We start from the raw sequence: 19815 nt of genomic DNA on the forward strand, positions 1-19815 counted from the left end.
TGTCACGCCGGGGGTCGCGGGTTCGAGTCCCGTCCGCTCCGCCACTAATTTGAAGGCCTTCCCGATTGGGAAGGCCTTTTTGCTATGGGCGGTTTTGTCCATAAGAACCACAGATTTGCACAGCAGAGCCCAGTCGTGAGACTGGACTCTGCTGTTTTTAGCGTGTTAAACAGCCAGTGTTAGCATTTATCTGCAGGAAGAGAACTAAAACCCTGTTATCTCCTCCATTTTCTATCTATATCAAGCCCTTACCTGATGGATTACTGGCCATTTTAACTGGTTTACTTTTGGCCAAACTCTGTTCATGGCGCGCGATTAGGGTTGTATCTCGCTTATAACCCGGTAGAGTAAGGGCATCTTGAGTTTGCCTGTCCCGTGCCGAGTTTGCCGGGTTCCAGGTGTAACTTGGCCAGTTTTTATCAACCTTAAGTCAGTGGTATCGATATGGAACAAGTAAACAAGTCCACCTTCAGCGATGTACTGGAATATGTGCGTATGTCCCGTCGCCAGAACAAACTCAAGCGTGAAATTGCGGATAACGAGAAGAAGATCCGTGACAACCAGAAGCGCGTGCTGCTGCTCGACAACCTGAGCGACTACATCAAGCCGGGCATGAGCATTGATGATGTACAGGCGATCATCGCCAACATGCGCGCGGACTATGAAGAGCGCGTGGATGACCACATCATCAAGAACGCCGAGCTTTCCAAAGAGCGTAAAGAGCTGAGCACCAAATTGAAGGGCATGAGCTCTCACAAATAAGCATTCAGCTTTCGCTTAAGAGACACCGGCCACTGGCCGGTGTTTTGTTATCAGCTCGGATCTCTGCCACTCCTGCAACAATCGGCTCCCCTTTTTAGAATTGCCCTGTTACCATCACCACAAAGCGGTCAATAGTTTCAAGCCATTGACTTGAAAAGACTAAGCTTGAGTGAAACACAATAAATTGCGCAACCATGGTGGGGCTGATATGGGCGCATCAGAACAGACGGATTTGACACAAGTGGCATCTCAAGATTCATCTGTCCAGACCTCGGACGGGAACCCAAAGCGTAAGCGCCGTCCCTGGTGGCGTTGGCTGTTCTGTTTTCTCTTTTTATTGTGCCTGGGGGCGGTGATCGCTCTGGTTGGCTATGAGATGAAAACCTCGAAGCTGCAATCTCAGGAGATCTCCCGCTATGCCGCCAAGCTCACCTATCAGGTCGAGCCTGGCCAGAGCAAGCAGATCGCTTTCCCTGAGGATGGCCCGTTCGACAAGCGGCTCGGCTATGTGCAACTGCCGATGATGCAGGAGCGTTTGCTTCAGCGGGGCTATGAAGTCAGCAAGCAGGTGCATTTCTCCGACGCGCTCTATGACTACGCCAGTCGTGGCTTCTTCGTACCCTATACCGAGAAGGTGCAGGCTGGCCTGACGCTGCACGATTGCCGCGCTGAGCCCTTCTATCAATTCAAGTATCCGACCCATCACTATCCGGATTTTGACTCCATTCCACCGCTCGTCATCCAGTCGCTGCTGTTTATCGAGAACCGCGATCTGCTGAGCAACGAAGAGCCGTTGGCCAACCCGGCGGTCGACTGGCCCCGTTTTGCCAAGGCCGCGCTCTCTCAAGTGGGCAAGGCGCTCGATATGCAAGATCAATCTGCCGGTGGCAGTACCCTGGCGACCCAGGTGGAGAAGTATCGCCACTCGCCGGATGGCCTGACCCTGTCGCCGACCGAGAAGATCCGTCAGATGGCCTCTGCCAGCGTGCGGGCCTATCGTCTCGGGCCGGAAACCCTCGAAGCGCGCAAACTGGTCGCCTGGGCCTACCTCAACTCGGTACCGCTCTCGGCTGCGCCGGGATATGGTGAGGTGCATGGTTTGGGGGATGGTCTCTGGGTCTGGTTTGGTGCCAATGTCGATGACGTGAACCGTCTGCTGGACCCCGCCCGCAACCAGAACGCACCGCTGGCCGAGCAGGGGCTTGCCCTGCGTCAGGTTGTCTCTTTGATGATTGCGCACCGCCGTCCCTCTTACTATCTGGCTCAGGGGCGAGAGGCATTAGCTACCCTGACCGACAGCTATCTGCGCCTGTTTGTGCAGGAGGGGATGATCACGCCACCTCTGATGGAGGCGGCGCTCAAGGCCAAGATTACGTTCCGGGACTTCCTGCAGTCCCCGGCGATCACCCGGGTGAACAATAACAAGGGGTTGCAGGTTGCCCGTACTCGCCTTAGCCGTCAGCTCGGGGTGCAGCTCTATGACCTCGACCGGATGGATCTGACCGCCGATACCAGCCTCAACATGCCGCTGCAGAACGAAATCTCCCGTTATCTGCAACAGCTGGCCGATCCGACGTTTGCCGCCCAGGTAGGGCTGTTTGGTGAGCGCCTCCTCTCGCCGGAGAAGACCGGCGATGTGCGCTACAGCTTCACCCTGTTCGAGAAATCGCCGGAAGGGTTCAAGGTGCGGGTACAGACCGACAACACCGATCAGCCGTTCGATATCAACGAAGGCTCCAAGCTGGAGTTGGGCTCAACCGCCAAGTTGCGGGTGCTGACTACCTATCTGGAGATCGTGGCCGAGCTGCACGACAACTATGCCGGGATGCCGGTCGAGAATCTGCGTAAATTGGCGGCAGTCTCTCAGGACAACCTCAGCCGCTGGGCCATCACCTATCTGATGACGGCTCAGGACAAGAGCCTGCCTGTAATGCTGGAAGCGGCGCTGGATCGCAAATACTCCGCCAGCCCCAACGAAGGGTTCTTTACCGGTGGCGGCATGCACACCTTCAACAACTTCCGCCGCGAGGATAACAATCGCATTCCGACGTTGCGTGACTCTCTGCGTGAGTCGATTAACTTGCCCTTTGTGCGGCTGATGCGCGATATCGTGCGCTACAGCCTCTACAAGGAGGGCAACCGTGCCCAGTTGCTGAAGGATGACAAGGATCCCCGTCGTCAGGAGTATCTGGCCAAATTTGCTGACAAAGAGGGCCAGACCTATCTGCTGCGCTTCTGGCGCAAATATCGCGGCAAGACTCCCGAGGAGCAGCTCGATACCTTCCTTGACGGTCTCAAGCCGAGTGCGGTACGTCTGGCGGCGGTTCACCGCTACCTGATGCCGGAAGCCAGCGAAGCCGCATTTGCTGCCTTCCTGGCGGAGCGGTTGCCGCGGGAGAAGTTGAGCGCCAAGCGGGTCAATCAGCTCTATGTGAGCTATGGCCCGGGCAAGTATTCACTGCCGGATCAGGGCTACATCGCCCGGGTTCACCCGCTGGAGCTGTGGTTGCTGGCCTATCTCAAGGAGTTCGACAAGGCGACCTTTGCCGACGCGGTGGCGGCCAGTCGTGACGAGCGACAAGAGGTCTACAGCTGGCTGTTCAAGACCCGTCATCGCAGTGCCCGTGACAGCCGGATCCGCACCATGCTGGAGGTTGAAGCCTTCCTCGATATCCATCAGCGCTGGGCCAAGCTCGGTTACCCGTTCGACCATCTGGTGCCTTCGCTGGCGACCGCCTTGGGTAGCTCCGGCGATCGCCCGGCTGCACTGGCCGAGCTGATGGGGATTATCCAGAATGGCGGTGTCCGCTCGCCAACCCTGCGTATCGAGCACCTCTCGTTCGCCAAGGGGACGCCCTTCGAGACCGAGTTTGAGCCGCAGCACACCGAGGGTACCCGGGTGATGCCGGCAGAGGTGGCGGCCGCCCTGCGCAGTGCGCTTTCCAAGGTGGTTGAAGGGGGCACGGCAAGACGTATCGCCGGTGCCTTTACCCTGCCGGATGGCACTGTGCTGCAGATGGGGGGCAAGACCGGGACCGGGGATAACCGGATTGAAACCGTGGGTCGTTATGGCAACGTGACCAGCTCGCTGGCGCGCAACCGCACCGCGACCTTCGTTTTCTATCTGGGTGAGGATCACTTCGGTACTCTGACCGCCTATGTACCGGGTAGCCAGTCTGACAAGTTCCGCTTCACCTCGGCGCTGCCGGTGCAGGTGCTCAAGGGGATGGCTCCCCTGCTGACGCCTTACCTGCAACCGGGCTCCCATACCCAGTGTCTGGCGAACCAGTGATGTGAGCGAATTACCGCTCATCACGCAGATAACTGACCAGAAAAAACGGGGAGGCTGACAGCCTCCCCGTTTTTATTTCCTTATCGAACGCAGCGGCGCTCGATTGCGGTCAGGCGTTCAGTACGAACTGTTCGATCACCTGAGCTACGCCATCTTCATCGTTGCGGGCAGTGGTGTGCTGGGCGAGAGCCTTGATCTCGTCGGTGGCATTGCCCATCGCAACCCCGAGGCCTGCGTATTCGATCATGTGGCGATCGTTGCCCGCATCCCCGACGCAGATCACCTGATCGGCGGTCAGGCCAAGGTGCTCGGCCAGTGCGGCCACGCCGGTTCCCTTGTTGCTCTGCTTGTTCATGAACTCGAGGAAGAAGGGGGCGCTCTGTACCACGGTATAGCGCTCATAGAGCTCTGCAGGCAGTCGCTCGATGGCGCGGGAGAGCTGGGGCGGCTCGTCGATCATCATCACCTTCATGATCTGCTCGTCGGCAGGCAGGGTGGCGAAGTCGATCAGATTGATCGGCATGCCTATCAGGCGAGATTCGTGCTCGGTGTAGGTGCTGACACGGGGACTGATCAGGCCACGGGTCACCGAGAAACCGTGGACGTTCACCTCCAGCTCGTCAGCCAGTTTGGCGACGGCGCTGGCGTCACTGCCAGTCAGCAGCTGGCTGCGGATGATGCGCTGATCGGCCACCTGTTGCACCAGAGCACCGTTGTAGCAGATGACGTAGTCATGCTCTGTGGTGAGGCCGAGCTCTTCCAGATAGCGGCTCATCCCTTCCAGGGGGCGGCCGGAGGCCAGCACAACGGTTACCCCTTTGGCGCGCGCGGCGCTGATGGCGGCGTGGGTGCGGGGAGTAATCTGGCCCTGCGGGTTGAGCAGGGTGCCATCCATATCCAATGCGATCAGCTTGTACATCTCTCACTACCTGAGTCTGGGTGGCCCGCCCGGTGGGGCCAAGGAAGTGGCGAGTGTAGCGAAAATCGGCGGCGGGATCACGGTCGGCACAGAGAGCGGTCCGTTTGGGTTGAGCTATTTGTGCCCCTCGTAAGGGGTCATCTCCAGGGTTTCATCATGGATAGTCAGGCGGGTAGGGCCTCGGGTGATGGTAACCTTGCGCTTGAAGCTGGCCATCTCGACCTCGATGCCGGAGTAGAGGTGTTGGGTGGCAATGACCTCCATCTGAGCCATCAAGTTTCGCAGCTCCTCCTGGTTGGCGGTGAGCTGCTCATCGAGCTGGGCCAGTTCGGCCAGCTGATGGTCCCGGATCGGTTTGAGTTTGCGCAGGGTATCCGGATTGCGCTTGTCGCCGGGCAGTTGCAGCAACTTCATGACCAGCTCCTTGATTTTCTCCAGCTGGGCCTGACACGCCTGCTGGCGCAGCTTGATCTGGTGTTCTTGCTCCTTGTGGGTGAAGTAGCCGCCGAGGATCTGCAGCCGGGTATGGTTGGCGGCCTCTGCCCCCAGGCTGGGAGCCATGATCAGGCGATTGGCAATGCTGGTGCCCCCCAGCAGAGTGCCTTTGCGCATGTTGCTATCGCCCACCTTGATGTCTTGTCCGCTGCGGGAGTAGCAGTGGCTGAGCTGGCTCTGGATCTGGATATCCCCCCCCGCTTCCAGCTGGGCATACTGGGCGTAGCTGGCGTGGATCTCCCCCTGCGCATTGAGTTGGCAAAGGTACTCCCCCTGCTCGTTGCGGCGGCCAATGATGCCGTGGCGTACCGTGATGCTGCCCCCAGCTTCGATCCAGCCTCCTTCGATAAAGCCGCCGATGACGATATCACCACTGACCCTGATCTTCATGCCCGGGTTGACGTCGCCGCTGACGATTAAGCCCCCTTCAAAATCAATGTGGCCGTGGCGGGCATCCACCTGTTTGACGCTGAGCACCTCGTCCACCTTCATGCCTGCTTTCTCCTGACAGGGCAGGCCAGCCCGACCGGCAATCAGCAGGTCGGGATCGTCGGGGGAGATAAAGGTGCCCTCGCCAGCACTCATCGGGCTGTCTTTGCCATCCTTGGCGGGCAGGTCCTGACCGGTCACGGTAAAACCGGGCACCCCGACGGTGGCCGGATGACGGCGCATCAGCGGAGCACCGGCCTTGACGGTGACGATGGAGCCGAGATCCCGCAGATCGACCTTGCCATGACCCAGCTCCTGCGGTTTGAGGATCCGTTCGGCCGGGGTCTCCACCAGCCGCTCATAGCGAGTGTCCTGACCATTGACGGCAGGCTGGCCGTTGGCAATCACCAGCTTGAGCTGACTGCCGGGGGCGGCTTCCTTGGCTGACTGGATGGCAGCGGTGAGCAGTTGCTCACTCACCCCCTGTTTGATTTCGCTGATGGCGATCGCCTCTTTCAGCTGTTCCAGCGTCACATACTTGCCCCCCCAGTCGGCAGTGATCTGGGCGATGGCGCTCATGCGATCCTTCTCCACTATTACGGCGAGTCGGGCATCCTGACGCTTGCCGATGGGGATGGGGTTGGCAGGGACGGGGGCGGCAGGGTTGGTGAGCAGGGTATTGAGCAGACTGATGGCCTGTTTGATCCCCTCGGGCAGCGGCTGATAGCGGCGACAGTTGGAAGCGAGCAGCAGAGCCTGCACATCCTGTTCCGTGACAGGTTTGGTGAGACCGGCGGCAATCCGCAGGCAGACCAGTTCCATATCGCTTGATAGCAGCAACCACTCTTTGCTTAACACCGCATCTCCTTGCAGGATGAAAACGGAGCGATCGGCTCGCTCCTCTACTGTCATTTAATCTCTCAATGATTAATAAAGCGAGTCACCAACCCTGAGAGTGGGCAGTATTCAGATATTTCCTCTGAATGGTCAATGAATTGAAGTCAAATCGGTGATGGCGGCCGGATAAATATGGGTGCTGTTTGGCAATGGCGTGAAAAGGCGGATCGCAGCGCCAGCAACATAGGGTCGCTGGCAGGGGCGGTAGTTATCAGCTGCGCTGGGCTGTTCTGGCCAGGGTGAGGTAATCGCCGAGTACCGGCTCACCCAGCATATGGCGGCGCAGCATGTCGAGGGCGGCAAAGGCGAGGATCTTGCGGCGGCTCTCCGGGTCGGGGTGGCTGACCTTGACCGTCTGACCGATGTGCATGCCATCGGCGCTGAGCAGCAGTGGCACCCCCTCTGCGCCCTCTCGCCCTATGGTCAGTTGCAGGCCCGCATCGGTCGTCGGCAGTTGTGCCAGCTCATCGGCCAGTTGCGTGCTGAAGTTGGCCTCCAGCCGGGGATGGCCGTGACAAAGCGCCAGCAGCGCGCCGCCACTCTCCCCCTCCAGCAGAGCCAGCGGTTTGCCTTGCAGTAGCGCCAGGGTCTGCTGCGCCGGTTCCGTATCTCCGCTGCCAACCAGCCAGGGGCGGATCGTATCCAGCAGTCGGCGCTCGGCACTCTCCATGTCAGCGGTACTGGCGCCGTGGCCGATTAGCTTCAGCTCGATAAGGGGCATGGAGGAGCGGTAACCCAGCTCGATACCCATGGGCCAGGGGGCGGCATCCAGCATATCGCTGAGGGCTGATTCCGAGATGCCGAAGGTGTAAAAGCGACGCAGCTCGGTATCGATCTGTGCACCGGCCAGCTGTTTGAGGCGCGGCAGAATTTGCTCGCGTACCATCTGCTTGAATTCGAACGGCACGCCCGGGGTGAAGAAGAGCTGGCTCTGGCCACTTCGCACCACAAAGCCGCAGGCGGTGCCAACCGGGTTGTCGAGGATTTCGCACCCCTGTGGCAGCCATGCCTGTTTGGCATTGCTTTGTGCCATGGGGCGGCCACGGCTGGCGTAGCGCGCTTCGATGGTAGCGAGCCAGTCGGGGAAGAGGGTGAGCGGTTGGTCAAAGGCCTCGGCTGCCGCCTGAGCAGTGAGGTCGTCGGCAGTGGGCCCGAGCCCGCCACACACCAGCACCACCTCGGCGCGGCTGGCACTCTCTTGCAGCACCGTTTTCAGGTCAGCGAGGTTGTCACCCACCGTCAGGCGACGGCGCACCTGCCAGCCCTGTTCCAGCAGCAGAGCGCTGAGCCAGGCCGCGTTGGTATCCACCACCAGACCCGTCACTATCTCGTCTCCGGTACTGATGATCTCGATACGCATGGCAGGCTCCTTGGGTTAAACGGGTGGCAATGGTTGGCCTCGGGCCAACACAATCAGGCTTTGTTGTGCTCGAAGTAGTAGCTGATCCGGGTACGCGGATTGAGGTACTCGAACACTGCGGGCGGCAGTCGTTTGGGGTGGATCACCTTGGCGATCGACAGTTCGGCTTGCTGCAGGTCGATGATGGCCGCTTCCTGACGGGGAATGCGCGGATCGTAGACCAGTACCGAGGGGTAGAGCAGGCGGGAAGCATTGACCGACATTACCAGCCCCACCTGACCGTTGGAGAGTTGCACCACGCTGCCGGGGGGATAGATCCCCATCAACCGGATCAGCATGCTGAGGTACTCCGGATTGAACTGCGCCTTGCGCTGCTTGTAGAGGCCGCTCAGAGCCGAGTAGGGCACCTTGGCCTGCATGTGGCAGAGGTTATCGTACTCGTTGATCAACGACACCATCTGGGTCAGCGGATCGAGCTGGCCGCCCTTGAGCCCTTCCGGCCCGCTGCCATCGAGATATTCGTGGTGATGCAGCACGATCCCCTTCGCCTCGGCTGGGAAATCCTTGGCCAGATTGAGCAGATCCAGCCCGTAGCGCGGGTGCTGGGCCATCAGGTTCTGCTCCGGCTTGGTCAGTGGCTCGGTCTTGCGCAGGATCTGGCTCGGGATCTTCAGTTTGCCGATGTCGTGGAACAGCGCCCCCATGCCGACCTGACGGATCTCGTCGGCCGACATGTTGCACTCCTTGGCCAGCAGCATGCTGAGCACACTGACGTTGAGAGAGTGGAAGTAGAGGTTGTTGCCATCCTCGCTGTCGGAGACCAGATGGAGCACCATCTCGTCCACCGACAGCAGTTGCTCGGTCATGGCGTTGACCAGCTCCTGCGCCTCGCCGATAGCATTGAGGGGGCGGGACTGGATCTTGCTCATCACGCTGCGCACCTGCGCCAGCGACTGCTGGAACTGTTTCTCGCACTGCTGCAGATTGCGGCGATAGAGTTGCAACTGCTCGATGCGGCGCTCCTTCTCCTGCTGCATCTGGGCCTGGCGCTGGGCGGCGTCTGCGCTCTCTTGTTGCTGAGGCTGTACCTGATTGAGGGGCTTGGGCGGAACGTCGCTCTTGTCGGGAATGATGGTGACCAGTTTCAGGCCGAGACGGCGGATCAGCTCGATCTCTTCTTCACTTTTGATCTTGAAGCTGGAAAACAGGAACGGGTGTTCGCGCCACCCCAGTGGCAGGGAGACATAGTTGCCGACTTGCAGTCGATCTACGGAAATCTTGATACCGGTCATTATCTTGGAAGCAGGAGACACACTGAGCCGTATGCTAGTCAAAGGCGGGGGTGAATACAAAAGGTATCTGATGACAGGGCAGGAGCTTTATTATAGGCTTCTGGATGTCCAGACATATTTACTGATGCAGTACAGGGAGTAAGCATGCCGATCAAGATCCCGGATCAGTTACCTGCCGCCGAAGTGCTGGGGCAGGAGAACATCTTCGTGATGACGGAATCCCGGGCCGTCACCCAGAACATCCGTCCGCTGCGGGTGCTCATCCTCAACCTGATGCCAAAGAAGATTGAGACCGAGATCCAGCTGATGCGGATGCTCTCCAACTCGCCGCTACAGGTGGATGTGGATCTGCTGCGCATCGATGACAGGGAGTCAAAGAACACGCCGCAGGCCCATCTGGAGAACTTCTATCACGACTTCGAGCAGGTGCGTGGCAACAACTACGACGGCATGATCATCACAGGGGCGCCGCTCGGGCTGGTGGAGTTCGAAGAGGTGGTCTACTGGCCGCGCATCGTCGAGATCATCGAGTGGTCCCATCAGCATGTCACTTCCACCCTGTTCCTCTGCTGGGCGGTGCAGGCGGCGCTCAAGGCGCTCTATGGTATGGAGAAACAGACCCACGGCGAGAAGCTCTCCGGGGTTTACCGCCACCATCGCCTCGATGAGCATGAGCCGCTGCTGCGCGGTTTCGATGACGAGTTCGTCGCCCCGCACTCCCGTTATGCGGCGTTTGATGGCGATCTGATCCGTGCCCAGACAGACTTGCAGATTTTTGCCGAGTCAGAAGAGGCGGGAGTCTATCTGGCGGCGACCAAGGATTGTCGTCAGGTGTTTGTCACCGGGCACCCGGAGTACGATGCCCTGACGCTGGACGGGGAGTATCAGCGGGATCTGGCGGCGGGGCTCGACCCGGCCATTCCGGTCAACTACTACCCGAATAACGATCCGAGCCGGACCCCGCGCGCCAGCTGGCGCAGCCATGGTCATCTGCTGTTTGCCAACTGGCTCAACTACTACGTTTATCAGCTCACCAGCTATCGGGTGGAAGATATCGGCAAGGTCTTTACCTACGACCAGGGAGGCAAGTAGTCAGTCGCCCTGCGCCAGCCGCTCGGCCAGCTGGTCGAGCCACTGGCGGTGGCAGGCCAGGGTAAACGCCTTGGATCTGTGGGCCTTGATGGCGGCCATCGCCTCTTGCTGTGGCTGGCCGAAGGTCATCAGCAGTGCGGCGGCGACCAGACCGGTACGACCGCTGCCCCCTTTGCAGTGGATGACCAGATGTTTGCCATCGCCCAGCAGCTCGCGCAACTGCGGCAGCGCCTGTTGCCAGGCAGCCTCGAAGTCGGTGTCGGGGGCCAGATCATCCTCGATGGGTAGATGGAACCAGCGCATCCCTTCGTGTTCGACCTGCTGGCCGAGCTGCGCCAGTTCGAGTCGGATCAACTCGGCGCTTGTCATCAGGGTCACCACCCCGTGGGCACCGGCCAACCGCAGTTGATCGAGCGCCAGGGTCAGCGGCACCTGCTGGGTGCCGGGGCAGGGGGTCAGCAGCAGCTGACCGTCGACACGGGGAACCTCAAGGCTCCAGAAGGGGTGATACGGGTGCATGGCGGATCCTCGCGTGGTGGCCGCAGGGCTGCGACCGGTGAATGGCGCCAAGGATAGGCGGGGCAGGGGGGATGTCAATGGCCGTTGTGTTTGCCCCGGTTTACGGGCAGAGTCTAAAAAATTGAGCGGTTCAAGGAGTTAAGATGAGAAACCTGGATCAACTGGATTTGGATATCCTGGCCCATCTGTTTCGGGATGCGGGCATGACCAACAAGGATCTGGCCGCGCTGGTGGGCGTTGCCCCCTCCACCTGTCTGGAGCGGGTGCGCAAGCTGCAGCAGGATGGCGTGCTCAAGGGGGCGCACTGCGAAGTGGATTATCAGGCCCTCGGTGGTCACATTCAGGCCATGGTCTCCCTGCAGCTGGCCCGTCACAGCCGTCAGATCATCGATGCTTTCCGCGATGCCATTCTGGCGCTGCCCGAAGTGATCAGTCTGTTCCACATGGGGGGCAAGGATGATTTTCTGGTGCACCTCTGTGTCTCCGATACCGAGCACCTGCGCAACTTCGTCTTTGATCACTTCACCTCCCGCGAAGAGGTGGTGCACCTCGAAACCTCGCTGGTATTCGAGCACAAGTTCAGCCGCTCCCTGCCCTGCTTTCCCCAGCCATAACGGCCAGTGGGCCGACAGTATGAATAGATAGAAAAAACCGCCAGCTGGCGGTTTTTTCTATTCTGCTATGGGTTGAAGCAGCACGAGCAGCTCAATTGGCTGCGGTGCGTTCATCCTTGGCCGTCTGATAGAGGCTCTTCTGATAGGCCATGCGGCCCCACAGGGCAAGACCGAGGGCATCCTCCTTCAAGGCGTCCGGCTGCGCCGCCAGAGTCAGCTTCTCGCTGGCATTGTCGTAGACATAGCCCTCTGCCGCCCGTTCCGGTTGCAGGATCACCACATCCTTGCCGCGCATCAGGGCGAAGTTCTTGTCGTACTGCATGATGGCGCGCCCCGGCCAGTCGGCGGGCATGCGGGTCAGATCCTTGCCGAGCATGGGGTAGTCGGCACTGATCCCCATCAGGGAGAGCAGGGTCGGCGCCATGTCGATCTGGCTGACGATGCGCGGATCCTTTCTCGGCGCAATACCGTCGCCCATGATAACCCCCGGAATATGAAAGCGGGGAATGGGCACCAGACTGGCGCCACCGACCCGGCTATCGTGGTCGGCGATGACCAGAAACAGGGTGTCTTTCCAGTATTCGGACTGTTTAGCCTTCTTGAAGAACTCGCCGATGGCGTAATCCGCATACTTGGCCGCGTTGTTGCGGGTCTGTTTGGGTTGCTCGAAGAGTTCGATGCGGTTGTCCGGGAATTCGAACGGATCGTGGTTGCTGGAGCTAAACACCAGACTGAAGAAGGGTTTGCCCTCTTTGTGCAGCGCCTTGAAGGTCTCGTCGGCCTTGGCCATCAGATCCTCATCGGAGGCGCCCCAGGAGCCCTTGAACACCGGATTGTCGAAATCCTTCTGTTCGACGATGGTGGTGAAGCCGTTGCCGAGGAAGAAACTGCGCATGTTGTCGAAGTGGCTCTCGCCGCCGTAAATAAAGCTGGTGTCATAACCCCGCTGCTTAAGCAGATCCGCGATGGTGAAGAAGTTGGTCTGGCTCTTGCCGAGTTTGACCACCGCCTGTGCCGGGGTCGGCGTGAAGCCAGTCAGTACCGCCTCGATACCGCGCACCGAGCGGGTGCCGGTGGCGTAGAGCTGCTCGAAGGCCCAACCCTGCTGCGACAGGGCATCGATGTTGGGGGTGAGCGGCAGGCCGCCGAGGGAGCCGACAAACTGGGCGCCCAGGCTCTCCTGCAGCAGGATCACCAGATTCTTCGGTTTACCCTGGAAGCTCGCCTCGTTGAAGGTCTGGCTGGGCAGCAGATCGGAGTTGAAATCACTGGCCGGACGGCCACTCTCCTTGCGCATGACCTCGAGCACCTTCTGAGGGGTCATCTCGCCGTAAAACTGGCCGGCATCCTCCTCGGCGCCCATCTGCTTCATGGCAAAGAAGAGGGAGTAGGCGGAGTTGACGGTGAGCGAGTTGACCAGCGGATCCTCGGCAAAGGCGACCATGGCCGGGTTCAGGGCGCGGTGGCCGAGACTGGAGCGGGCACCGAGAAAACCTATGGCCAGAATGAGCAGGGCGAAGGCCGGACGCAGATACCAGCGGGGGAAGCTGAGGCCACGTACCAGACGGCCGCTCAGCCACCAACCGCCGGTCAGCATGGCGCCACTGAAGAGTACCGCCAGCAGCAGCTCGGCTTTGCGCCCCGCCCACAGCATGGCGAACACCTCTTTCGGATAGATGAGGTACTCCACATAGAGACGGTTGGGACGCACGCCATACTCGGTGACAAACGAGGGGGTGGAGATCTCGAGGAACAGCATCAGCCAGAGTCCGACGGTCAGCCAGACGCGCATCAGTTGCAGCCAGCCTCGGCCGATGGCATGGGGGCCTGCCAGCAGCAGAGTGAGCATGGCGGGGACACCCCAGACCCAGCAGAGGGTCGCAAAGTCTACCCGGATCCCTTGCAGCAGCATCTCCTGCCAACCGGCCACGGCATCCACCCGTTCCAGTTGCCATATACCGAGGGCGATTCGGCTGAAAGAGAGAGAGAAAAGCGCGAGCGCGCAGAAGACGGCGAAGGGCCAAAACGGGCCGAGTCGCTGTTTTAGATCTGTCATGTTTGTTCCTGAATGAGACTCTAAACGTCTGTCCACAGACGTTTTTTTAGTTGTTGTGAGGTTATGACAGATCGAATTGGTTAAGGTTGCATTCAAGTTTGTTAAAAGTCGGCATTAACACATTTATCATCTAAAAATGTGATGCCACGCCACTAATGAGCACAGAATAATCTGCTGGATAAAATGTGAGCCACAGCGTGTATGGATGGGGAGTTGGTGTTTATAATTGCCGCGAATTATCTCAATCGGAGCCGAAGGGATGCCGGTCTTTATCGATGTCGAGTATGTGCGGGGATGGCGCCTGTTTTTGGTGTTATCGGATGGCACCACGGGGGTGCTGGATCTGACCCCCTGGCGAACCCAGCCGCTATTTGCAAAGCTGGAGAGCGAGCGTCACTGCGCCCGGGTCTTCATCAACCGTCACCACCAGCTGGAGTGGCCTGTTGGCTGCACGCTATCCGCCCATGAGGTCTATCACCTCATCTCTCCCATTGATGAGCGGGAAGCCTTCAGCTAATCCCCATTTTTTGTGAGCCAACGCCAGATTCCTGTTGCTGGAATGTTTGCCCGTTTGCCTTTCTGAGCCAACTTGGGTAAAACCTGCGCAACATTTTGCCAACTTGCCTTCGCTTCACCTGACAGAGGCTTGCCGCTTTCGCGCCGCAGGCCTTTTTTGCGGCCTGACGGCAAACCTTTCCCTTGCTGAAAGGTTTGATTGGTTGAATGAAAATAACAAAACAAACAAATACATAAGGAAAATGTATGGCTTGTCATATGCGCACTCCTCTTGCCCTGCTGGTGGGCGGGCTCGCCTGTCACGGCGCCGCCGGTCAGGAGTCGGTGCAACAGCTGGATCCCATGGTGGTGGTGGCAACCCGCCCCGCCAGCACACTTGAAGTGACACTGGATCCCAAGAAGCCCGGTTCCCCCATGCCCGCTGCCGACGGCGCCGGTTATCTGAAGAATGTCACCGGCATGAGCATGGTGCGCAAAGGGGGGCTCGGTGGCGACCCTGTGCTGCGGGGGATGGGGATGTCCCGCCTCAACGTGCAGATGGATGGCGGCATGCTGGCCGGTGGCTGTGGCGGCCGGATGGACCCGCCCACGGCCTATGTGTTCCCCCAATCCTTTGACCGGATCCGGGTGCTGAAGGGGCCGCAATCCCTCGAGCAGGGTGCCACCCTGGCGGGAACCGTGCTGTTCGAACGGGACAGACCCGAGTTCACCGCACCGGGCCTCAAGGCCGATGCCTCGGCCCTCTATGGCAGTTTTGGCCGCGATGACCAGATGGTGGATATGACGGCGGGTTCGACCGATGGCTATCTGCGCGGTCAGTTCACCCACTCCGACAGCGACGATTACCGCGATGGTCACGGTAACAAGGTGCGCTCTTTCTATCGCCGCGAGAACGGCACCGCCCAGCTGGGCTGGACGCCGGGGGAGCACACCTGGCTGGAGCTCACCGCCGAGCGCAGCAATGCCCGTGCCGCCTATGCGGATCGCACCATGGATGGCCCCATGTTTGATCGCGAATCCTTCGGGCTGAAGCTCAAGCAGGAGCAGATCACCACTCACTGGCAGCGCAGCGAGCTGACCCTGTGGGACAACTACATCGACCACATCATGGACAACTTCAGCCTGCGGCAAAACAGCGGCATGAAGATGCTCTCCAACCCGGATCGTCGCAACACCGGCGGTCGCTGGGCCAACGATATCGCCCTGCCAGCAGACTGGTTGCTGACCGCCGGGCTCGACAGCAACCGGGATCAGCACCGCAGTCGGAGTGGGGTCGACTATGCCACCAAGGATCGCCCGCGCACCCTGCGTTTCGAGCAGCAGGGCGGCTTCGCCGAACTGGGTCGTCAGCAGGGGGCTCACAGCTACAAGGGTGGTTACCGTCAGGATAGGGTAGAGACCACCCGCTATGGCGCCGGTGAACAGACCCTCTACAGCGATACCCTGAGTCTTAACAGCGGGTTTGGCCGCTACGAATATCAGTGGTCGCCACGCTGGTCCAGCTATCTGGCCTGGGGGCAGGCAGAGCGTGCGCCGGACTACTGGGAGCGCAGCAAGGACAGCACCCCGTTCACCCTCAACCCGGAGCGCAGTCGCCAGTGGGATGCTGGGTTGGCCCTGCGCAGTCGCGAGCTGGACCTGACCCTCTCCCTCTTTAGCGCCGATATCAAGGACTACCTGCTCTACAACAGCAAGTCGAACAAGGTGCGCAATATCGATGCCCAGACCCGGGGTGGCGAGTTGGAGGGGCGCTGGCAGTTTGCCGAGCAGTGGCGTCTCGATGGTGGTCTGGCGGTGGTCTATGGCGAAAATCAGAGCGACAACAAACCGCTGGCCCAGATGCCACCGCTCGATGGCAAGCTGGCGTTGGGCTGGCAGCCAAATGAGGCGCTGAACTTCACCCTGCTGGGGCGCGCGGTGGCGGCGCAGGATCGGGTAGATCTCTGGTCCGGTACCGTTGCGGGTCAGGATCAGGGGGAGACCCCAGGCTTCTTCACCATGAACCTGAGCGGCGCCTGGCAGTTTGCCAAGGGGTGGCAACTCTCGGCCGGGGTAGACAACCTGTTCGACACCTTCTACTACGAGCACCTCTCCAAGTCGGTGCACGCCAGTCAGGCGGGGTTGGGCTATGAGCAGAGCGGCCGCATCCCCGAGCCGGGGCGTGCCTACTGGCTCTCGCTCAACTACCGTTTTGCCTCGGCAGGGGTGCTCTAACCAGTTGAGTCAGATAACGTTTTCAGTCACAGACACCGCTGTGTGAGCATCGCTATCATGGTGAAAAACAGGCGTATCAGACGCCTGCTCTCACAGCGGGAACATAACAATGAAACAGGGAACGTTACGCTATGGCGGCCTGCTCGGGGCCGCCCTGTTACTTGTGGCTTGCGGCGGCAGCGGTAGTTCAGGCGGGGAGGGCGCTCCCCCCGTCGTCAATCCGCCGGTCACCCACCCTCCGGTCGCCACGGCCAGTCGTGCCTGCTATGGCGATGAGCAACCCGCCTGCAATCTGCGCATCTATCAGGTGATGGTGGAGTCGTTTGCCGATGGTGACGGCAGTGCCAACTACGGCGTTGGCTATGGCCCCTCCCAGCACAACGGCGATCTGCAGGGGATCATCGACAGTCTCGACCACATCAAGAGTCTCAACGTCAACGCCATCTGGCTCACCCCGGTGTTCGACTCCTGCGCGGGGCAAGGCGGCGATAACAAGCTCGATGCCACCGGCTACTTCGCCTGCGACTTTTTTACCGTTGATCCCAACTTTGGCAGCAATGCCAAGCTCAAACAGCTGGTGGACGGGGCGCACCAGCGCGGCCTCTACGTCTTCCTCGACGGGGTGTTTGGCCACGTCAACAAGGTGGGGGTGAGCAAGCCCTCGCCAGAGGGGCGTCAGCCAGCCTTCACCAGCGGCGGTGCGGGTTATCCTGGCCAGCTGGTGGATTACAGCAAGCCGGAGAGCCTCGCCTACTTCAAGGAGGTAGCCCGCTACTGGGTCGAGCAGTACGGCATCGACGGCTGGCGCCTCGATCAAGCCTATCAGCTTGGGCTGGATGATTGGCGCGCCATTCGCAGCGAGGTGGAGCAGGCCAGCGCAGCGCGCAAGGCCGCCGGTCAGCAGTGGGGCACCCTTGGCTACATGGTGGGCGAGGTGTGGAAGGGGGCTGACGACATTCGCGCCCAGGCTTATGGCAGCAGCGACAATCCGGCGCTCTCCTCAGCCTTTGACTTCCCGTTGCGCTACGGCATTGTGCAGGCGCTGGCGGTGGAGGAGTCCGGCAAGGGCGGGCAGGGGGCCAGCGTGCTCGATGCCAGCTGGAACAAGGTGGAGAACTACCCGAATCACGCCATGCCGAATCTGATGCTGGGCAACCATGATCTGGTGCGTTTTGGTGATCTGCTGGAGCGTGGCAACTTCAAGCCGACCGAGTACTGGCAGCGCCACAAGGCGGCCTTCAGCTTTATGGCGGCCCGCTCCGGCCCCATCACCTTCTACTATGGCGAGGAGTTTGGCGACGAGGTGCCGGGCTTTGCCGCCAAGGTTGGTGGTGACTGCGCAGCGCAGGGCTTGTGCGACGATCATGTGGCCCGCAGTGATGGCAAGGTGCCCGCTGTCACCGGTTTTGTGCCGGGTAGCGAACAGGCTGAGCTGAAAGAGTGGCTCGCCCAGCTGCTGGCGATGCGTGCCGCCCACCCCGCTCTCTATCAGGGAGAGCGAGTCAAGCTGGTGGCCGATGGCAGCCTCTATGGTGACATCAAGCAGACGGCGGGAGAGCAGATAGTCTACCTGCTCAACCTCTCCACCACGGCGCTCAGCTACAACCTGCCGACGGGCAAACTGCGCAGTGGCAGCGCGCTGGTGGATCTGCAAAGCGGCGAGAGTCTGGCCATCGGCGGCAGCAGCGTGACGGTGGAGATACTGCCCTTGAGCGGGCGTTTCCTCCGCCTGCAATAAGTCAGCCACAGCACGCTTTGATATGAGAGAGGGCCCCATCGCGGGGCCCTCTCTGTCATTGTGGGCGACACAGTTATGGCGGGTTATGCGGTGGTCTGGCCCCGGTTTTCCAGCCGCTGGCGGAAGGCGCGGGCCAGTCGCTCGTAGAGATCCTGCGCCTCCTTGTCTTCGATATCGCCGCGGATCCAGGGGTTGTCGACGATCTCCAGCAGCACGCAGTCACGCCCTTGCTGGCGCAAGTCGAGCCCGTAGAGGCCATTGCCGAGCTGATGCACTGCGCGGCGAGCGGTCTGCAGTACCCGCTCCGGCACCTCGTTAAGCGGCAGCGCCTCGATGCGGCTCATGTCGAGGGGGTGCTTGCGGCGGCGAATGCGGTTGCCGGGTTCGGGCCGGTAGCGGCGGCAGGCGAACAGCGGCGAGCCATCGAGAAAGCCGATGCGCCAGTCAAACTCGGCGGGGATCCGGCTCTGCACCAGCAGCAGGGCGGAGCGGCCCAGCCCCTCGTCCAGCAGCCGGGCTAGCTGCTGCTCGTCGCTGGCCATGGCGAGATCGCGCCCTTGCGCCCCGTCGGGCACCTTCACCATCAACGGCAGGCCGAGCCGCTGCACCAGCTCGTCCACATGGTGGCGGCCGCGGCGGGTGACCACCATGGTGGGCGGCATGGGCACGCCGCTGCGCACCATCAGCTCGTAGAGGTAGAGCTTGTTGCTGCAGGCGAGGATGGCGCGGGAGCTGTCGATCACCGGCATCTTGAGCTGTTCGGCGCGATGGGCAAATTCGAAGGTGTAGTGGCCGACCGCGGTTTCGGCCCGTAGCCAGAGGGTGTCGAACTCCGGCAGCCGCTCGATGGCCGACGGTGGCAGGATCTCGGCCCGGATGCCTTGAGCGGCAGCAGCACGGATAAAGCGCTCCAGCGCCAGCCCGTCACTGCTGGCGCGGCCGTCATCGGGATCCACCAGAATGGCGAGCTGGTAGAGCGGCGCTGCCTGCTCCTCATCACCGGTCCCCACCAGCGCCTGAGCGTGGTGCAGCATTAACTCTTTCTCGCTTGGGCTCAGCTCCAGCGGTGACAGGCTCTGCTGCTGGCGCACCGACCAGCCGTGGCGGCCGCGCTTGAGGGTCAGCTCCTGCAGCGGCAACTGGCTCAGGCCATAGTAGTAGCGGGCTAGCCCTGCCAGCTCGCTCTGTTCACACTGGCCGAAGATGGCACGTACCCGGATCCGATCCTCGCTCTGCTGGGCCAGCCACCCCTGTGCCTTGCGCCACAGCTTGGCCGGTGGCTGCTGGGGTTGCAGTCGGCTGATGGCTTGCAGACCCGGCAGGCAGTGGTGGCCGCGGGCCTGGGCCAGCAGCGAGCAGTAGTAGCCTGCGCTCAGGTGCTCCAGATTGCGGCAGAGGTTGATGATGCGGGGTCGGCCGCCGGTAGTCGGCACGCCATGTTGCAGATAGGTGCGGGCGGTCAGCAGATAATCGGCATGGCAAGGCCAGTCGCCCAGCTCTTCGACGATGACATAGGTACTCATATTTTCGGCTCCACAGATCAGACTGCCTGAACAGGCAGGATCCCCAGTGGGCTTCGATGCACCGACAAGCACGACAATGGCGCGAGGGGAAACAAGA

General features: G+C 60.7%; 15 protein-coding genes. 7 read left to right on the top strand and 8 right to left on the bottom strand.

All coding sequences use genetic code 11. The features are described from left to right. Positions 1 to 444: 444 nt before the first annotated feature. A complete protein-coding gene (tmaR, locus tag ACW5XC_RS09955; RefSeq protein WP_005336024.1) occupies positions 445 to 762 on the top strand; it encodes a PTS system regulator TmaR in 318 nt (105 codons plus the stop codon). Positions 763 to 970: 208 nt separating this feature from the next. Further along, positions 971 to 4054, top strand: a complete 3084-nt coding sequence (locus ACW5XC_RS09960; RefSeq protein ID WP_042056410.1) for a transglycosylase domain-containing protein — start codon at positions 971 to 973, stop codon at positions 4052 to 4054. Positions 4055 to 4163: 109 nt separating this feature from the next. Here ACW5XC_RS09960 and yidA read toward each other — a convergent pair whose 3' ends face one another. From yidA to ACW5XC_RS09980, 4 genes are all read right to left on the bottom strand, one after another. After that, positions 4164 to 4973 carry a sugar-phosphatase gene (gene yidA / locus ACW5XC_RS09965; RefSeq protein ID WP_042056408.1) on the bottom strand — a complete coding sequence of 270 codons (810 nt, stop codon included), beginning with the start codon at positions 4971 to 4973 and terminating at the stop codon, positions 4164 to 4166. Between the two features lie 114 nt (positions 4974 to 5087). Beyond that, on the bottom strand, positions 5088 to 6755 hold the full coding sequence (locus ACW5XC_RS09970; protein WP_074042702.1) for a DUF342 domain-containing protein: 1668 nt from the start codon (positions 6753 to 6755) through the stop codon (positions 5088 to 5090). 250 nt (positions 6756 to 7005) lie between these two features. Continuing rightward, positions 7006 to 8154 carry a competence/damage-inducible protein A gene (locus tag ACW5XC_RS09975; RefSeq protein WP_042053669.1) on the bottom strand — a complete coding sequence of 383 codons (1149 nt, stop codon included), beginning with the start codon at positions 8152 to 8154 and terminating at the stop codon, positions 7006 to 7008. 53 nt (positions 8155 to 8207) lie between these two features. Continuing rightward, positions 8208 to 9446 carry an HD-GYP domain-containing protein gene (locus ACW5XC_RS09980; RefSeq protein WP_042053668.1) on the bottom strand — a complete coding sequence of 413 codons (1239 nt, stop codon included), beginning with the start codon at positions 9444 to 9446 and terminating at the stop codon, positions 8208 to 8210. Positions 9447 to 9590: 144 nt separating this feature from the next. Here ACW5XC_RS09980 and metA point away from each other — a divergent pair, with 144 nt between their 5' ends. Next, positions 9591 to 10538: a homoserine O-acetyltransferase MetA gene (gene metA, locus ACW5XC_RS09985; RefSeq protein ID WP_042053667.1), complete on the top strand. Its 948-nt coding sequence runs from the start codon at positions 9591 to 9593 to the stop codon at positions 10536 to 10538. Here the strand turns inward: metA and ACW5XC_RS09990 are convergent, their stop codons facing one another. Next, positions 10539 to 11057, bottom strand: a complete 519-nt coding sequence (locus ACW5XC_RS09990) for a cyclin-dependent kinase inhibitor 3 family protein (RefSeq protein ID WP_042053665.1) — start codon at positions 11055 to 11057, stop codon at positions 10539 to 10541. Between the two features lie 143 nt (positions 11058 to 11200). Here ACW5XC_RS09990 and ACW5XC_RS09995 point away from each other — a divergent pair, with 143 nt between their 5' ends. Further along, on the top strand, positions 11201 to 11671 hold the full coding sequence (locus ACW5XC_RS09995; RefSeq protein WP_005336001.1) for an Lrp/AsnC family transcriptional regulator: 471 nt from the start codon (positions 11201 to 11203) through the stop codon (positions 11669 to 11671). A 91-nt stretch (positions 11672 to 11762) separates the two neighbouring features. On the opposite strand, the gene ACW5XC_RS10000 is transcribed toward ACW5XC_RS09995, so the two are convergent. Further along, positions 11763 to 13727 carry an LTA synthase family protein gene (locus tag ACW5XC_RS10000; RefSeq protein ID WP_042053664.1) on the bottom strand — a complete coding sequence of 655 codons (1965 nt, stop codon included), beginning with the start codon at positions 13725 to 13727 and terminating at the stop codon, positions 11763 to 11765. Between the two features lie 259 nt (positions 13728 to 13986). Between ACW5XC_RS10000 and ACW5XC_RS10005 the strand changes: the two genes are divergently transcribed. Next, the gene (locus ACW5XC_RS10005; protein ID WP_005335997.1) at positions 13987 to 14244 is read left to right on the top strand and encodes a DUF2442 domain-containing protein; all 258 of its coding nucleotides are present in this window, start codon (positions 13987 to 13989) and stop codon (positions 14242 to 14244) included. On the opposite strand, the gene ACW5XC_RS10010 is transcribed toward ACW5XC_RS10005, so the two are convergent. After that, positions 14241 to 14501 (bottom strand): hypothetical protein, encoded by a 261-nt coding sequence (locus ACW5XC_RS10010; RefSeq protein ID WP_127006022.1) that lies wholly within the window; start codon positions 14499 to 14501, stop codon positions 14241 to 14243. The genes ACW5XC_RS10005 and ACW5XC_RS10010 overlap by 4 nt on opposite strands. Between ACW5XC_RS10010 and ACW5XC_RS10015 the strand changes: the two genes are divergently transcribed. Both ACW5XC_RS10015 and ACW5XC_RS10020 read left to right on the top strand, forming a co-directional pair. Next, positions 14490 to 16457, top strand: a complete 1968-nt coding sequence (locus tag ACW5XC_RS10015) for a TonB-dependent copper receptor (protein ID WP_042053663.1) — start codon at positions 14490 to 14492, stop codon at positions 16455 to 16457. The genes ACW5XC_RS10010 and ACW5XC_RS10015 overlap by 12 nt on opposite strands. A 109-nt stretch (positions 16458 to 16566) precedes the next feature. After that, the gene (locus ACW5XC_RS10020; RefSeq protein WP_042053660.1) at positions 16567 to 18195 is read left to right on the top strand and encodes an alpha-amylase family glycosyl hydrolase; all 1629 of its coding nucleotides are present in this window, start codon (positions 16567 to 16569) and stop codon (positions 18193 to 18195) included. 83 nt (positions 18196 to 18278) lie between these two features. On the opposite strand, the gene ACW5XC_RS10025 is transcribed toward ACW5XC_RS10020, so the two are convergent. Next, on the bottom strand, positions 18279 to 19718 hold the full coding sequence (locus tag ACW5XC_RS10025) for a RimK family alpha-L-glutamate ligase (RefSeq protein ID WP_021231661.1): 1440 nt from the start codon (positions 19716 to 19718) through the stop codon (positions 18279 to 18281). Positions 19719 to 19815: the final 97 nt, after the last annotated feature.

It is taken from the genome of Aeromonas sp. 25-AL00135 (genome assembly GCF_054052385.1).

What these genes read in the sequence shown, in the direction of transcription:
- tmaR (WP_005336024.1), top strand. Translation starts at nt 445, where the DNA reads ATGGAACAAGTAAACAAGTCCACCTTCAGCGATGTACTGGAATATGTG.
- ACW5XC_RS09960 (WP_042056410.1), top strand. Translation starts at nt 971, where the DNA reads ATGGGCGCATCAGAACAGACGGATTTGACACAAGTGGCATCTCAAGAT.
- yidA (WP_042056408.1), bottom strand. Translation starts at nt 4,973, where the DNA reads ATGTACAAGCTGATCGCATTGGATATGGATGGCACCCTGCTCAACCCG.
- ACW5XC_RS09975 (WP_042053669.1), bottom strand. Translation starts at nt 8,154, where the DNA reads ATGCGTATCGAGATCATCAGTACCGGAGACGAGATAGTGACGGGTCTG.
- ACW5XC_RS09980 (WP_042053668.1), bottom strand. Translation starts at nt 9,446, where the DNA reads ATGACCGGTATCAAGATTTCCGTAGATCGACTGCAAGTCGGCAACTAT.
- metA (WP_042053667.1), top strand. Translation starts at nt 9,591, where the DNA reads ATGCCGATCAAGATCCCGGATCAGTTACCTGCCGCCGAAGTGCTGGGG.
- ACW5XC_RS09990 (WP_042053665.1), bottom strand. Translation starts at nt 11,057, where the DNA reads ATGCACCCGTATCACCCCTTCTGGAGCCTTGAGGTTCCCCGTGTCGAC.
- ACW5XC_RS09995 (WP_005336001.1), top strand. Translation starts at nt 11,201, where the DNA reads ATGAGAAACCTGGATCAACTGGATTTGGATATCCTGGCCCATCTGTTT.
- ACW5XC_RS10000 (WP_042053664.1), bottom strand. Translation starts at nt 13,727, where the DNA reads ATGACAGATCTAAAACAGCGACTCGGCCCGTTTTGGCCCTTCGCCGTC.
- ACW5XC_RS10005 (WP_005335997.1), top strand. Translation starts at nt 13,987, where the DNA reads ATGCCGGTCTTTATCGATGTCGAGTATGTGCGGGGATGGCGCCTGTTT.
- ACW5XC_RS10015 (WP_042053663.1), top strand. Translation starts at nt 14,490, where the DNA reads ATGGCTTGTCATATGCGCACTCCTCTTGCCCTGCTGGTGGGCGGGCTC.
- ACW5XC_RS10010 (WP_127006022.1), bottom strand. Translation starts at nt 14,501, where the DNA reads ATGACAAGCCATACATTTTCCTTATGTATTTGTTTGTTTTGTTATTTT.
- ACW5XC_RS10020 (WP_042053660.1), top strand. Translation starts at nt 16,567, where the DNA reads ATGAAACAGGGAACGTTACGCTATGGCGGCCTGCTCGGGGCCGCCCTG.
- ACW5XC_RS10025 (WP_021231661.1), bottom strand. Translation starts at nt 19,718, where the DNA reads ATGAGTACCTATGTCATCGTCGAAGAGCTGGGCGACTGGCCTTGCCAT.